Raw genomic sequence first — 15,196 nt, 5'->3', positions numbered from 1 at the left:
GCACTGTAATTATATACATACTTTAGGTAAATCATCCCATGCTTTCTGACTCACTAAAAAAAACAATTAGGCAAGTACACCAGCATGTGGCTAGCAACCTAAACGATTATCGCCCTCGTAGCAGTCAAAACTACCTTGTAGCCGAAATAGCAAAAACGCTTGCTGGCGAATACCATAAAAAGCAGCGCATTTGCGTAATTGAAGCAGGCACCGGTACCGGTAAGTCTCTTGCCTATTGTTTAGGCGCATTACCGCTTGCCTTAGCGCAAAAAAAGAAGCTGGTTATTTCTACCGCAACCGTTGCACTGCAAGAACAATTAATAGCAAAAGAACTCCCATTTTTTAAAAAGCATTCAGGCCTCGACTTTAAATTTGATTTAGTAAAAGGTCGCCATCGTTATATTTGTGCCCACAAATTACATAATGCTGTAAACGGCGATAGCCAAACACAAATGGACTTTATGCCAACGCTTACTTCACCATTGAGCGCAATGGAAACCAAGTGTTTGAATGAGCTATATAACGCCTATGTGAATAAAAAATGGCAAGGTGATAGAGACAGTTGGGCCGATACTGTACCCGATAGAGTGTGGAACTTAATAGCGTGCGATAAACATTCATGCCAACGCCAAATGAAGGCCCATCAAACGTGTCCGTTTCAGCTTGCTCGTAATCAATTAATGCAAATGGATGTGCTGGTAATTAACCACTCTTTATTACTTGCCGATTTAGACCTAGGCGGTGGTAAAATTTTACCAGAGCCCGACAACACCATTTATGTAATTGATGAAGCGCACCATTTAGCACATATAACACGCGATTTTTCATCGGCCGCAGCAACAATCAAAGGCACGATAGAATGGCTTGATAAGCTCACCAAGTTTAGCGGGAAAATGGCGAAGGTTTTAGTGGGGCAAAGAGCTATTGGGCAAAACTTTAAACTTTGCGACAGCATTAATGACGCGAATAAAGATTTAAAAGTAGTTCGCGATATTCTTGATAATGCCGACTTTGAATACTCAAAAGACGATACTTATCGCTTTGAACACGGTGAAATTCCACAATCGCTGCACAGTAAAGCAAAAGATATAAGCGAAGCCACGCAAGATGCGCTGCGCTGTTTAAACAAAATGCACGACACCCTTACCCAAGATGTAAGTGATGGCGACATAAAACCTTACGTTGCCGACCCAATACTAGGCGAAAGCGGTCAATACATAAACCGGTTAGAGCAACTAAACAAACTATGGTTTAGTTACGCAAAAAAAGGCGAAGGTGCTCCCCATGCACGGTGGATAAAACGTCTTGAATATAAAAGCCATCACGACCACTTATTAAGCGACTGCCCTATCGAGGTCGGTTATTACTTAAAAGATAAATTGTGGCGAGAATGCGCGGGCGCTGTTTTGTGCTCTGCTACATTAAGTGCACTGGGCTCGTTCGATCACTTTGCTTACGAAACAGGACTTGCTAAAGAAGAGGGCGTTAAGTTTATTAAAGTACCTTCTCCTTTTGATTACCCCAAACAAGCCACTTTACGTATTCCGGTATCTAAAGTAGAACCAACCGATAAAGACTTTAGTGATCACCTAGCTAAAACATTACCAGAGTACCTAAATGATAAAAAAGCGAACCTTGTACTATTCGCTTCTTATTGGCAAATGGACCACGTAACAAAGTTTCTTAGAACAAAAGGTTTTAACTTATTAGTACAAGGTGAGATGTCGCGAGAAGCGTTGCTTAAATTACACACCAAAAATGTAGATGAAGGCAAAGGCAGTATTTTATTTGGAACACAAAGCCTTTCAGAAGGCCTTGATTTACCTGGAAAATATTTAGAGAACTTAATAATTACTAAAATTCCGTTTGCTGTACCTACTTCGCCAATAGAAGAAGCGCAAGCAGAATTTGTACAAAGCAAAGGCGGTAACCCGTTTTTAACGATTACCGTACCAGACGCCGCAAAGAAATTGGTACAAAGCTGTGGTAGACTGCTGCGAAAAGAGAGTGATGAAGGCTGTATTACTATTCTCGATAGGCGCTTAGTTACTAAGCGATACGGTAAAGCCATGCTCGACACCCTACCACCTTTTAAAAGACAAATAGATTATTAATGTTTGAACTCGCACTCGATCCAACAACTTGGGCTGTTTTATGTGCTGTTGCACTTGCCGCAGGTTTTATAGACGCTATCGCCGGTGGCGGTGGTATGTTAACTGTGCCCGCTTTATTAACTGCAGGCTTACCTCCACATTTAACATTAGGCACCAATAAACTAGCAGCAAGTTTTGGCTCCTTAACAGCAAGCTATACTTATTATAAAAAGAACTTATTTAGCCCAAAGTTTTGGGCTGCCTCCGTAATTGCTACTGCAATAGGTGCATTGATAGGGACTGTTATTGTTGATCATTTAAGTATCGATTTTTTAAACAAACTACTACCCATTATTATTATTTTAGTTGCCGCCTATAGCTTATTTGGTAATTTAAGTACCACAGAAGGCGATGAGCTCCCTAAGCTCAACAAAGCGATGAAAATAAAACAATGGCTACAGGGTTTAGCATTAGGCTTTTTTGATGGTTTAGCAGGCCCAGGTACGGGTACATTTTGGACTGCTTCTAATGGCATGCTTTATAAAATGAACTTGCTACTCAATTGCGGTTTAGCGCGTTCAATGAACTTTGTTTCTAATTTTATATCGCTCATCACCTTTGTGGCACTCGGACATGTAAACTTTTTACTTGGCATAACAATGGGCTTTTTTATTATGCTAGGCGCATGGTTTGGAGCACATTCGGCAATACGTTTTGGTAGTAAATTTATTCGCCCTGTATTTAATACTATGGTTATACTTTTAGCTTTAAAACTAATTTACGAGGCTTACTTTTAATATGCATTCAATGGCTTTAGATAAACTACGTCAACAAGTTGCAACGCTAAAACAACAAGCCGAGCAATTTGATAAAGCTAAACTTTTTTCTAAAAATCGCTACATGCAGGCGCAACCTAGCTTGTTTGACCGCGCAGTTTTTAGTACAAAAAGCATGAATCTAGTCGATTACGTAATAGAAATAGAAGATGAAGTGTCAAGATTACCGCCAAGTGAGCATCGCCATGCTTATACCTACGCGCTTGAACGTATAGGAGCTCAGGTACAAGCTGTATTCAACGTTATTAAATCAACGCCTATTTGGGTTAAAGAAAACAAAAGCCATTATAAACCACGCCCTAAGCAAACCGTTTATAAGCAAGCGGTACAAAAAATAATGCAATCATCGCACGAGCTTTACGACGAATTAAAACAAAACCATGAGTTTGAACGCCGTTTAGTGCTCATGATTGAAGAGCGTAAAATGCAAATGGATAAAGCCTCGCCAGCTAAAGCACAAAAGCTTAACCTTGAAATATTAAGCACACACGCTCGATTAGGCCGCTGCAGAAAAGCAATTTCTGCCACTGAGGACAAAATACAACAAGTAGAAAAACAGCAGCTACGTTAAGCCGCACTTTACTATGCAGCTTTATTATCATCTTTTGTATTCAGACCTTATACTCCCAGAACGTCATCGATTCCCTATTCAAAAGTATAAGTTACTTAAAACCGAAATAGAAAATCTAGGTGTTTCGGCTATTCACTTTCAAGAGCCTAAAAAAGTAACCAAATCTCAACTTTCGCTATGTCATAATCAAACTTATATAAATAACTTTTTAAACGGCACGCTTAGCAATAAAGCCATAAAAAAAATGGGCTTCACTTATTCAAATGAATTGGTAGAGCGCACATTACTATCAGTTGGGGCAAGCATCCAAAGTAGTGAACACGCGCTAAAACATGGTTTTTCGGCTAATTTAAGCGGTGGTTATCATCATTCTCATAGTGATTTTGGCAGTGGCTTTTGTATTTTTAATGATTTAGCTATTGCAGCAGCACATTTAATAAATACAGAGCAAGCCGACACTGTTTTAATTTTTGATTGCGACGTACACCAAGGCGATGGCACAGCACAAATCACTCAAAACCATAACCATAACCATAACCATAACCATAACCAAATTATTACCTGCTCAATTCATTGTGAACAAAATTTTCCTCGTAATAAGCAAGAGTCCACTTACGATTTTGCATTGCCCGCTAAAACAGCCGACGATGAGTACCTTGCTACATTAAAGCAAGCACTCGATTTTTGCGTGCGCATACATAACCCTGATATTATTTTGTATAATGCAGGCGCTGATATTTACACTAAAGACGAGTTAGGCTTGTTTAATATATCGCTCAATGGCGTATATGAGCGCGACTTGTTTGTTCTCAACTTCTGTAAGCAACATCAAATCCCACTAATGTGCGCTTTAGGCGGCGGTTATCAGCGTAATTTGAGTTCACTAATTAATGTTCATAAACAACTATTTAAAGCCGCTATCGATTTATAGTAAGCCTTAGTATAGACTCAGTTAAACGGATTATTTTAAAGCGGTGGGAATATGCGATTACACGAAGACATACACAACTATTACGAAAAGATTGTAGTTGAAGAAATCATCAAACTTAAACTTGATGAAAAATATGATGAAGATGTAATGGCTGACTTTTGTTGTACGGTACTAAATCAGCTCCCGCCACGATATATTCGCTACGATGTAGATATGGCGTTTTACCTACCACAATCAGAACGTCTACATATGGAACAACGCGTACAAACCGCAATAAATGTTGCCATTAGCCACATATCAAAAAAGAAAGAATTAAATGACAAGCCCACTTGATCAAGCCCCTACACATATTAAACTTGCAGTAGATTTAATTATGATACTAGAGCAACACGATGTTGCTCCAGAAGAGGTCTTAAAAGCACTCGATATTGTTAAAAGCGACTTTGAAAAAAAACAAACTGAAAGTTAGTTTTATTCAACCAGCTCAATTGGGTAAGTTGTTACAACGACTTCGTATTTCTCACAATCAACTTTCACTTCGTTAAAGCGATGTTTAGCGCTTACTGATTTTTGACAACTTATATTTTGTACTTTTAAATCATATTGCTGTTTGTATAGGGCAACTATTTCATCGAATTGTTGCTCTGATAGAGGAAAATTGTAGAGTCTGTATAACACTAACTTATAAGTTGTTTTAAAATTAATTAAAGATATTAACTCCACCCAATACTAACAGTTACCTTTTTAATCACACTATTTATAACTATAGATATGGTATTTTTCTATTTTTATACTACAAAAAAACGCTGGAGCCCTATTATTAAACTACTATTCCATGTTCGATGCTAGATCGTTGATTACACCTTGCGCATCATAGCTGGTCACTTTTGTTTTAATCCCTTTACCCATCTTAATAGCTATTAGCGTGTATATTTCATTACTTGATTTTATAGATAAACCTTCAGTTTTTGACCTGGTAATTAAACCACACTCATCTAATTTAGGATTCACAAAAACTTCTTTCTTAGTCACCTCGAACCAATCATAGCCCTGTATTTGGGTAAGTTTGGCTGCTTTTAATAAAGCAAAATTACTAGCATCACCCGACTCACTCGCCTTATTCCTAAACCTTACTCGATAATTACTATTATCAATTTTATCCTCTGTGTAACCATACAAAAGCTTATTTTCAGAGCATTCATCAGTATAAGTACACCCAGTTAACAAAATAGTAACCACTGCTAATAATGCTATTTTCATAAATTCCCTTATTTATTTTTGAAAAAGCGACTACTCGCACAATCAATGTGTATTATTTAACTTACTCATAGACCGCTCAGGGTTTGTTTATAAGTAATTATTTAATCATACACAATTGAACACTAAAAATGAATGTGCCATGAATGCCTTGCGTCTTTAAATTATTAAGCTGTACTTTTTCTCAAACTCTTTAATTAAATTGGGATTGCTGAATAAGTAACAATAACTCAGCAGTAGCCGTTGCATCAGCAAGTGCGCGGTGATGGCTGGTTAAATTTAAATTAAAATGCGATGAGAGATTACCAAGCGAATACGACTTTAAGCCTTTAAACGCTTTGCGCGATTCAACCACGGTGCACATTTTTGGCATTTTAAAAAAGTGCCCTGCCATCTCGCATTCTTTTTTAATAAAGCCATAGTCAAAATTAACGTTATGGGCTACAAAAATACTGCCTGCGAGTTTATCTAATAGCGGCTTGGCTATATCGGCAAATACAGGCACGTTGCGTACCATGCTATCGCTTATGCCAGTTAGTGACGTTATAAATCCAGGTATATGGCGCTCGGGGTTAACTAAGCTTGTCCAAGTATCAATTACTTTTCCGTGCTGTACTTTTACAAGGCCAATTTCGGTAATACGGTTACCGCCTTTTAAGCCGCCCGTGGTTTCTATATCGACCACACTGTAAATACGGTGTGGATCTACAAACCATTTAACCGCAGCAATGTGTACTGTAAAGCCCACATTTTTTAAATTATCAATAGTGGTTAGTTGGTTGCGTCTAAGTTTGTCGCCCGGTGCTTTTACCTCTTCAAAATGTACTTGGCCATTATTAATTACCATTAAGTCGGGGTAGCCGTCTTTTAGCTGTAAATAATGTTTGCTCATGGCTGTTAAGTGCGCAATTAGTGCCTTAATAGGGCTGTTTAAAATAAGCGCTTCTAACGGCTCTAATAAATTGCTGCGCCATCTAAACAAACCGTTAGGCTGCTCAAAGTATTGCGCTGCATTTTTGCATACTAAATTAAGTAATGCTTGCGACGTTTGGCACTGTGCTAAGCGCTCATTTATCTGTGTTTGCTGCGCTTCATAAAAATTACCAAGCCTTAACACTTGCGGATAAATATCAAACTCATTGCATGGTGGATAAGGCGACTCCACAAATAACTCATGCCAAAATACTAAACCAAACAAACTTTGCCAAAGCGTGTTTTCGGTATTAAATACAGCCATACCTTGGCGAGTATAATAATCGTTTACGCCCTGCTCTACTTCACCTCGGTACAGTTCATCTATTTCTAGCACGCACTGAGTGTCGGCAAGCATGGTACTTAAACGCGAACGTGTTTTTTTATTAAACTTACGCATTAAAAAATCGTCAGCAAAATACAGTAAATCATCAGTAAGTGGGTTTTCGATAATGGCTTCTAATCGAGCTTTTACCCACTCTTTATTGCCAAACCTGTATTGCTCTCTTATTTGAATTTCTTGTGCTTCGCTATCATCCGCGCACCCTTCAAGTAAACTAAAAGCAAGTTCGCTATCACCTGTTTTTAGCTGCCTATAAAGCCTAACTAATAATTTATTTTTTAATGCAACGGCTATTGCACCATGTGCAGCTTGCACTAAAACCTGCGACGCTAAAGCAACATAGTCGCTCTCATCTGTTATATTTTTAAATGCTAACCGGTAACGGTTTAGTAAATAGTTCGATTGCGCTTCGTCAAGTATTTCAAACCGCGACAAGCTCTCGCTGTGCCCTTCGCGCGTAGCGGTTAAGCCTAAGTCTCGCATTACAAAACGATTTTGATGATTTACATCACCACTGCTTAGTTTGCCTGCAAATAAAAACTCAAAATACTCGTAGTAATCACTGCGGTTGTTAATTACATACTGGCTATAAAGTGGCGCAAGCTCTTGTGGGCATGCTTTAAAAAACTCACGCGCAATATCCACCAGCGCGCCTTTAGCGGCGCTCTTTTTAAAGCTTATTTGCTCACTGTAATTACTTAGCAACTCAACCAAAGAAGGCTTAGTTAAGTGCGCTAAAAGCTGCTGGTAATGCTGCGCGTTTGGCTCAAATAAAATACCGGCTTTTTTTAGCGTATAAATAGCCTGATGCGGCGAGGTTATTTCTTCATAATTAAGCGATTGCGCCTGCACTAAATAAGGCTTTCGCGAGTACACACGCGCCAACATGCATTGGCTTTGCTCATCTAGCTGGTTAATTTTACTAATAAATTCACTGTGTTTGGGCTCAAGTAAATGCATACATTTACTAGTTACAAACTCAATAAGCTCTCTAAAATGCGCTAAATAGTATTTTGCTGGTAATTCTTTTTTCATAATATCGCCATAACTGTATATAAAAACAGTATCTAGTATTTATGCTTATTATTCAATCTTAAACTTGTAATCAGTAATGCTTATAGTTGCCATATAAAAATAATGTAGAGTCAATAAGCACTGAATTTAAAAAACGACATATTACACAAAAGAAGAGGTATGCAACCGAGTACAAAGCACTCGCCCTAAAGCACTCACTATAGAGCTGCAAAAAGAATACTTTGAGAATTTTGAGAAGTAAGGAAAAATTTAGCACATGAATAGTGCCAATAATATTTTTAATACCAGTTATGGATTAGCCGTTGATGGGTTTAACCACTTGTATATGTTACAAACACTACAGACACACCGTCGCTTCACCCATATGAATACAACGATATAGACTTTTTGTAGTATTGTTTTTAAAACTAGGGCTTTGGCAGACTTTATGTGGCTTACCTATTTTTGCCTTAATTTCATCTAAATGTTGCCATGTTTCCATTGCAACTCTGTCATGCACAGCTAAGAAGTAGTCTAGTTTTTCTTTCGTGTAATACTTAGCTAGCTCCTGCTTTGAAATATACATTTCCAGTGCTTTTGATGAGTTGATAATTTGCAAATTGTTCTCGCAGGCTAAGGCCGTTCCCATTAATGAGCCTGCATTTTTATACCTACGCTCAACTTCAGTTTCGTTTGTTACATAAGAACATGCGGATAAAAGTAATAATGTTAAAAGAAAAAAATTCTTAACCTTTGCCACCGTCTCTCCTTTTAACGCCCACTTAAGCGGACAAAATTGCTGACTATAATGTGTAGCGGAACAAAACGTAACAAACTGTTTTTGTTCCGTTTAAAGTGCTTGTTATGCCAATGTTCGAAGATTAAGACTACATTTATCTGGTGCAATAACTATCTCTTTAAATATCATATTTTTATTAACATTATCACGAATATATTTCCTTGTTTTCATAGGCATTCTATACCCAAATATAATAGATTTAATCCACTCAGGTTGGGATTTAACTAACGCAAAGTCCTTGAAATCTTGCTTAATAAGGTGCTTAGAATCATTACCTAACTTTAAACGAAATTCGTTTTCATATTCCCATTCATTTAATTTCACCTTTAGAGCATCCCACGCTTGAATACCTAATTCATCTTTTGACCTCAAATCTAGTGTTGATTCTATTAATTCTAAAATATCAATATTTGCTAATGCTTTTTTGTATGTAACCTTATCTGGGGTTACATAACTCTTATCCCATTCAATACAAAAACCATTATGCGAATTAGCATAATGAGACCACATTAAATTATTAGTGGGATCATCCGTAATGCAGTAAAAAAGGTAGCTATCCAATATTTCATTCATTTTTGTATGAAGTGATTCAAAATTGTGTTTTGATTCTTTACCCATGTAAAGTTGTTTGAATGTTAGTTTTGAACTCCCAGAGAGCTTTTTATAAGTGTTCCTTACGCGCGTTCGAGACGGTGTTCTAAACTCGACTCTCGAATCAAAAAGATCATTGAAGTTATTTCTCCGTGAAAATGTTACTTGATCATTAAACAAGTTAATCAGGGAGTATTCTTTATCTAATTCATCATGAGAATTGATTGGGCAATACTTAAAATAATTGTTCAAATTCCACACACCCTGAATAGAATTGGCATAACAACTTAATCGACGACATTTTCGCTTTATAAACCGACAATGTTCCTATATTCAATGCATTTACCTTATCCACCAAATAGCCAACTGTAAACAATTACTTAATTTCGAACAGATTATGTAATTGCAGAAACACACCAAAATGGGTGAGAACAGTGATATTGATCTAACAGATACTTCCCATACAAAGCACATTGTTTATTAAAATTCAGCATGTGTTATTTAAAAGGCGCTACTTAATTTCAAAGTATTGAATCTAACGCCTTTAAGCTAATACCTTTAAATTAAACCTTCAAAACACTGCTCAATTTATACCGGCCAAACCCTTTGTACCTGCACAAATGTATTCAACCATAACGCTTTACGATATTATGCTCTTTTATATTTAATTTAACTTTCAGGGCATATAATGACAACGCGCACACCGCCTTCCCACTCAGCCAACACAGCTGAAAACACCTCTCTTTTTTACGTAATATTTATATCGGCCGTTGCTGCTATTGGTGGCTTTTTATTTGGTTTTGACTCGGGCGTTATTAACGGCACGGTATCGGCACTGGGTAATGCCTTCAATTCAAGCAGTGTAGCTACGGGCTTTAACGTAGCGTCTGTGTTACTTGGCTGTGCCTTAGGTGCGCTTGCTGCGGGGCCGCTGGCTGATAAGTTTGGTCGCCGTGCAATTATGATCATCACCGCGATTATTTTTGCCATTAGTGCATTTGGTTCGGGCATTAGCGAAAGCTCTGCGGAGTTTATTTTTTACCGTTTATTTGGTGGTTTAGGTATTGGTGCGGCATCGGTATTAGCGCCAGCTTACATTGCTGAAGTTGCGCCACCAGCCCTTCGTGGTCGTTTAGCTACACTACAACAACTCGCTATTGTACTGGGTTTATTTGCTGCTTTTTTAAGTAACTACTTAATTGCTGATGCAGCAGGCAGCGCACAAAATATTTTAATGCTTGATATAGCCGCTTGGCGCTGGATGTTTTGGGCTGAGCTTGTGCCTGCTGTGTTGTTTTTAGTCGGTGTTTTGTTTATTCCTGAGTCGCCTCGTTATTTAGTGGCGCAAGGTAAAGTGGATGATGCAAAATCGGTATTTAGTAAAATATCGAACGACAACGTTAATGCGCAAATAAGCGATGTTAAACGCTCATTGCATAGCGACACAAAGCCAAGCATTCGCGATTTATTTATTGATGGCAGTAAAAAAGTACACCCAATTGTTTGGGTGGGTGTAGCGCTGAGTGTGTTTCAGCAATTTGTGGGTATTAACGTGGTGTTTTATTACGGCTCTGAGCTTTGGCAAGCCGCTGGGTTTGATGAATCGCAATCGTTATTTATAAATGTGCTCGCAGGTACTACTAATATTGTATCGACCTTTATTGCCATTGCCCTAGTTGACAAAGTTGGCCGTAAACCACTGTTGCTTGTAGGCAGTATTGGTATGTTTATCAGCTTAAGCGCGCTTACTTATATATTTGGCAGTGCAGGCCTTGATGAAGCAGGCAAACTTGCACTTAGCGATAACATGGGTACGTTTGCGCTTATTATGGCTAACTTATTTGTGGTATTTTTTGGCTTAAGTTGGGGCCCAATTGTATGGGTATTATTGGGCGAAATGTTTAATAATCGTATTCGTGGTGCAGCGCTTGCTGTTGCGGCTAGCGCACAATGGATTGCTAACTTTGCAATCACCATGACCTTCCCTATTATGCTGGCTAACATTGGACTTGCAGGCGCTTATGGCTTTTATGCGTTATCGGCACTTATAAGCATATTTTTTGTTGTTAAATACATTAAAGAAACACGCGGTAAAACACTTGAATCTATGTGATTTTTAAAAGCGGTGATATTAATCGCCGCTTTGCTTTTACATACAATGGCGTTATTTAAGAATGATTGTTTAGATGAGCTAGACGTTAATTAATAAATATATTTTAAACTGCTGTTGATACGTAAACGCTCCTTTTACCAGCATACTTTTAATATCAAAGTGTGTAGCTACCGATTGCATGCTTAAATATCACTATAGCTCAATACGTTAGCGAACCTTTTAACTTAAGCTAAGATTGAATAGCAATCTACGTTCATTTATTTTAGCTTTATAACTATTGCCGTATTACCTTTTATTATAACTAATCTATTTAAATTCCTTTTTAGAATATCAAAAATTAGCTATTGTCCGCCCATTCCAACTTTATGTATTTACTAAAATGAAAAAACAGTTAATTTCAGGCTTAGCTTTAACGTGCGCGTTAGGTTCGTTCAGTGCATTTGCTACTAATGGTTATTTTACTCACGGCTATGGCATGACCCACAAAGGCATGGCTGGTGCAGGTGTAGCGCTGTCAGAAGAGTTAATGTCTGGCGCTAATAATCCAGCAACTTTTTTACCTAACGGAACAGAGCTATCACTGGGCTTAGAGCTTTTTTCACCTGAACGAAAATATACTGCATCAAAAGTAGATACTTTTTACCCTGGCGCATTTTATCTTGAAGCAAAAACACAAAAAAGCGACAACACCGTATTTGCAATTCCAGAGTTTGCTATTGGCCATCAATTAAATGAAAAAGTAAATATTGGTTTATTAGTGTATGGCAACGGCGGTATGAATACCGAGTACGGCGCAGAATCCTCTCCTGAGGGGACTTTTTACGCTGGTACAACAGGCGTTGATTTAAAACAACTCTTTATTAGCCCAACAGTAAGCTATAAGTTGAATGAACAAACACGCCTTGGTGTATCCCCTATTTACGTGGTGCAACAGTTTGAAGCACAAGGGCTTGGAAACTTTGCTCCTTTTTCGCAATCACCAGAAGCGCTTACAAATAATGGTACCGATACAAGCACAGGCCTAGGCATTCAACTGGGTATTAGCCAAGATATAAATTCGTCATTAAGCTGGGGGGCAAGTTACCGCTCATCAGTGTCTATGCAAGAGTTTGATAGCTATAAAGGTTTGTTTGCAGAGCAAGGCGGATTTGATCTACCAAGTTCGTTTCAACTTGGCGCAGCCTACAAGCTTACCCCAAGTAATCAGGTTGTATTTGATTGGCAAAAAATAAATTACAGCGAAGTAAAAAGTATTGCAAATCCAGTCAATAATTTAATGTCAGCGCCTTTAGGAGCTAACGCCGGCGCTGGGTTTGGCTGGAACGATATGACTATTTATAAGCTTGGTTATCAATGGCAGCGTACATCGCAACAAAAGATTCGTTTTGGGGTGTCTTACACCGAGCAGCCTATTCCTTCTTCTCAAGTTATATTAAATATTTTAGCCCCGGGCGTTCAAGAGTGGCATTTTACTACTGGCTTTAGCCATTCTTTTACCAACAAGGTACAATTAAACGCTATGGCTTTTTATTCGCCATCAAAAAAAGTAACGGGTGCTAACTACTTAGCGCCTAATCAACAATTATCAATCGAAATGAAACAAACCGGTTTAGGCGTTTCTATTGTTTGGGAAATTTAAAAATGATAACAGAATTCACCCCAGTATCGGCTGCAATAGGCGGTGCATTAATAGGAATAGCGTGTACGTTATTACTGGTTTTATACGGAAAAATTGCGGGTATATCAGGCATTGTTAAGTCTGTATTCGCTAAAGCAAATTCAGACTCTCGTTGGCAGTTATACTTTATTTTAGGGTTGTTGTTGGCAGGAGTGGCTGTAAGGGTATTTGCACCTTCTTTATTAGAAGGCGAATTGCAATTACCGCCTTGGCTTATTGTTGTTGCAGGGCTTTTAGTTGGCGCTGGTACAACTTTAGCTAATGGGTGCACAAGTGGCCATGGTGTGTGCGGCATGTCGCGCTTTTCTGCTCGCTCTTGGGTTGCAACATGCACATTTATGCTTGTCGCCTTCATTACAGCAAACCTTGTAGGATAAATAATGAAAGCAATTATGATGGTTGTTATAGGCTTTATATTTGGCTTAGGACTTATTATTAGCGGGATGACAAACCCCGCTAAAGTGATTAACTTTCTTACCTATGGAAACCAATGGGACGCAAGCTTAATTATAGTGATGGCTGTTGCCATGCTAATAATGATGCTTACATGGTTATGGGTTGCAAAAAAAGAAAAGCCACTTATTTCAGGAACGTTTAATTTAAGTGATTTAAAAAAAATTGATGCACGCTTAATAATCGGTTCAGTACTTTTTGGTTTAGGCTGGGGTTTAAGTGGTATATGCCCAGGCCCGGGCTTGGTTCAATTAGTATCTCTTAAAATGGAGTTTTTATTATTTTTTGCAGCCGTGCTAGGCGGTATGTGGTTAGCCAAAAAAGTATAATATTTGCTGCCGACTAAACTCGGCAGCTACTTTTACCCAAACAAAGGTACATAACTTGCTGCAATATATATAAAACTATATTGAACAGGTTTAAGTTATGCTAAATAAAGCGCTGGAATTTTCTAACAGCACACCTTGGTTAGGCGCAGCGTCCTCCCTTTTGCTTATAGCTATACTACTGTTTTTAATTCGTTTTTTTGTAATGTACTGGCTAAAAAAATGGACTTCAAAAACCAAATTTATATTCGATACTTTACTAATAGAGTCAATATCTAAGCCGCTAACACTGTGCACAATTATTGTGCTGCTCACCATTTTAGAGCACGACACCTTCATTATTAGTACTTCTATTTCTCAGCAGATCCCTTTTAATAGCATTAATATTGTATTAGCGCTGCTTGCACTTATTATGTTTTTAGACCGCTTTATTATTGGCACTATTAATTACTATGGTAAACAATCAGCCGTGGTTTTTAATTCAAAAAGCATAATTAAAGGCGTGATACGCGTTACATTATCGTCAGTGGGATTACTGGTTTTAATGGGCACGTTAGGTATTTCTATTACGCCCATTATTGCCTCGTTAGGTATTACGTCACTGGCTGTTGCTCTTGCTTTGCAACCCACCCTTGAAAACTTTTTTTCTGGCGTGCAGCTAGTAATAGATAAACCTATAAGGGTGGGTGATTTTATTGAGCTTGAATCTAAGGAGCAAGGCTTTGTTGATCATATAGGCTGGCGTTCTACATGGGTTAAAATGCTACCTAACAATATGATTATTATACCTAATAGCCAATTATCTAAGTCGCGTATTATTAATTACTTTTACCCTGAAAAAGAGCTAAGCGTACCTGTTGATATAAGTGTACATTACGATTCAGATTTAGAATTTGTTGAACAAGTAACACTTGAAGTGGCTCGCGAAATACTTATTTCACACGAATGGGGCGTTGATGATTACAATACCTTTGTGGTTTTTCATACCTTTGATAGATCAAGCATTAACTTTACGGTAATGCTTAGAGCTAAAGAATACTTTAATCGCTTTTGGGTAAAATCTGCTTTTATAAAAGCCCTGCATAAACGCTATAAAAAAGAAGGTATTGTAATCCCCTTCCCTATTACGGCTATTAACACTACTCAAGAATCAGCTAAATTTAATAGTGATAAAAAGGTGCAAGGCGACACTTAAAACAAAGCGCGAGTAACTCTCGCG

General features: G+C 38.0%; 16 protein-coding genes and 1 pseudogene. 12 read left to right on the top strand and 5 right to left on the bottom strand.

The window, feature by feature from the left end:
- The first annotated feature begins 38 nt into the window (after positions 1 to 38).
- From dinG to I6F40_RS08280, 6 genes are read left to right on the top strand one after another with little or no spacing between them, the layout of a single operon-like run.
- Complete coding sequence (gene dinG / locus I6F40_RS08305; RefSeq protein ID WP_007584036.1) at positions 39 to 2,114, top strand: ATP-dependent DNA helicase DinG; 2,076 nt, start codon at positions 39 to 41, stop codon at positions 2,112 to 2,114.
- Complete coding sequence (locus I6F40_RS08300) at positions 2,114 to 2,890, top strand: sulfite exporter TauE/SafE family protein (RefSeq protein WP_010553699.1); 777 nt, start codon at positions 2,114 to 2,116, stop codon at positions 2,888 to 2,890. Before dinG ends, I6F40_RS08300 begins: the two co-directional genes overlap by 1 nt.
- 1 nt (position 2,891) lies before the next feature.
- Positions 2,892 to 3,500 carry a primosomal replication protein gene (locus I6F40_RS08295; RefSeq protein ID WP_007584039.1) on the top strand — a complete coding sequence of 203 codons (609 nt, stop codon included), beginning with the start codon at positions 2,892 to 2,894 and terminating at the stop codon, positions 3,498 to 3,500.
- A 13-nt stretch (positions 3,501 to 3,513) separates the two neighbouring features.
- Complete coding sequence (locus I6F40_RS08290; RefSeq protein WP_197192751.1) at positions 3,514 to 4,431, top strand: histone deacetylase family protein; 918 nt, start codon at positions 3,514 to 3,516, stop codon at positions 4,429 to 4,431.
- A gap of 51 nt (positions 4,432 to 4,482) precedes the next feature.
- Positions 4,483 to 4,764 carry a late competence development ComFB family protein gene (locus tag I6F40_RS08285; protein ID WP_166379229.1) on the top strand — a complete coding sequence of 94 codons (282 nt, stop codon included), beginning with the start codon at positions 4,483 to 4,485 and terminating at the stop codon, positions 4,762 to 4,764.
- Positions 4,748 to 4,900: a YbaM family protein gene (locus tag I6F40_RS08280; protein WP_166379227.1), complete on the top strand. Its 153-nt coding sequence runs from the start codon at positions 4,748 to 4,750 to the stop codon at positions 4,898 to 4,900. Before I6F40_RS08285 ends, I6F40_RS08280 begins: the two co-directional genes overlap by 17 nt.
- 2 nt (positions 4,901 to 4,902) lie before the next feature.
- Here the strand turns inward: I6F40_RS08280 and I6F40_RS08275 are convergent, their stop codons facing one another.
- The 3 genes from I6F40_RS08275 to I6F40_RS08265 all read right to left on the bottom strand — a co-directional run bounded on the left by I6F40_RS08275 (position 4,903) and on the right by I6F40_RS08265 (position 8,038).
- Positions 4,903 to 5,109, bottom strand: a complete 207-nt coding sequence (locus I6F40_RS08275) for a hypothetical protein (protein ID WP_166379225.1) — start codon at positions 5,107 to 5,109, stop codon at positions 4,903 to 4,905.
- Between the two features lie 150 nt (positions 5,110 to 5,259).
- A complete protein-coding gene (locus I6F40_RS08270; protein ID WP_166379223.1) occupies positions 5,260 to 5,691 on the bottom strand; it encodes a CC0125/CC1285 family lipoprotein in 432 nt (143 codons plus the stop codon).
- Positions 5,692 to 5,881: 190 nt separating this feature from the next.
- Positions 5,882 to 8,038 (bottom strand): exonuclease domain-containing protein, encoded by a 2,157-nt coding sequence (locus I6F40_RS08265; protein ID WP_166379221.1) that lies wholly within the window; start codon positions 8,036 to 8,038, stop codon positions 5,882 to 5,884.
- A 142-nt stretch (positions 8,039 to 8,180) separates the two neighbouring features.
- Between I6F40_RS08265 and I6F40_RS19695 the strand changes: the two are divergent.
- A pseudogene (locus I6F40_RS19695) lies at positions 8,181 to 8,279 on the top strand (protein phosphatase); the annotation flags it as partial.
- A gap of 96 nt (positions 8,280 to 8,375) precedes the next feature.
- On the opposite strand, the gene I6F40_RS08260 reads toward I6F40_RS19695, so the two are convergent.
- Positions 8,376 to 8,777 carry a hypothetical protein gene (locus I6F40_RS08260; protein ID WP_166379219.1) on the bottom strand — a complete coding sequence of 134 codons (402 nt, stop codon included), beginning with the start codon at positions 8,775 to 8,777 and terminating at the stop codon, positions 8,376 to 8,378.
- Positions 8,778 to 8,879: 102 nt separating this feature from the next.
- Entirely contained in the window at positions 8,880 to 9,434 is a 555-nt protein-coding gene (locus tag I6F40_RS08255) for a DUF2971 domain-containing protein (RefSeq protein WP_231609331.1), read from the bottom strand.
- Between the two features lie 661 nt (positions 9,435 to 10,095).
- On the opposite strand from I6F40_RS08255, the gene I6F40_RS08250 reads away from it, so the two are divergent.
- The 5 genes from I6F40_RS08250 to I6F40_RS08230 all read left to right on the top strand — a co-directional run bounded on the left by I6F40_RS08250 (position 10,096) and on the right by I6F40_RS08230 (position 15,172).
- Positions 10,096 to 11,520: a sugar porter family MFS transporter gene (locus I6F40_RS08250; protein ID WP_197192749.1), complete on the top strand. Its 1,425-nt coding sequence runs from the start codon at positions 10,096 to 10,098 to the stop codon at positions 11,518 to 11,520.
- Positions 11,521 to 11,899: 379 nt separating this feature from the next.
- Entirely contained in the window at positions 11,900 to 13,159 is a 1,260-nt protein-coding gene (locus tag I6F40_RS08245; protein WP_197192748.1) for an OmpP1/FadL family transporter, read from the top strand.
- 2 nt (positions 13,160 to 13,161) lie between these two features.
- Positions 13,162 to 13,575: a YeeE/YedE family protein gene (locus tag I6F40_RS08240; protein ID WP_007584056.1), complete on the top strand. Its 414-nt coding sequence runs from the start codon at positions 13,162 to 13,164 to the stop codon at positions 13,573 to 13,575.
- Positions 13,576 to 13,578: 3 nt separating this feature from the next.
- Complete coding sequence (locus I6F40_RS08235; RefSeq protein WP_024592794.1) at positions 13,579 to 13,980, top strand: DUF6691 family protein; 402 nt, start codon at positions 13,579 to 13,581, stop codon at positions 13,978 to 13,980.
- Between the two features lie 97 nt (positions 13,981 to 14,077).
- Positions 14,078 to 15,172 carry a mechanosensitive ion channel family protein gene (locus I6F40_RS08230; protein ID WP_197192747.1) on the top strand — a complete coding sequence of 365 codons (1,095 nt, stop codon included), beginning with the start codon at positions 14,078 to 14,080 and terminating at the stop codon, positions 15,170 to 15,172.
- The last annotated feature ends 24 nt before the right edge of the window (positions 15,173 to 15,196 follow it).

It is taken from the genome of Pseudoalteromonas sp. SWXJ133 (genome assembly GCF_015864365.1).
GTDB classification, from domain to species: domain Bacteria; phylum Pseudomonadota; class Gammaproteobacteria; order Enterobacterales; family Alteromonadaceae; genus Pseudoalteromonas; species Pseudoalteromonas arctica.
Note: the sequence above shows the minus strand (reverse complement) of the source record. Positions and strands in the feature narration are given on the sequence as shown.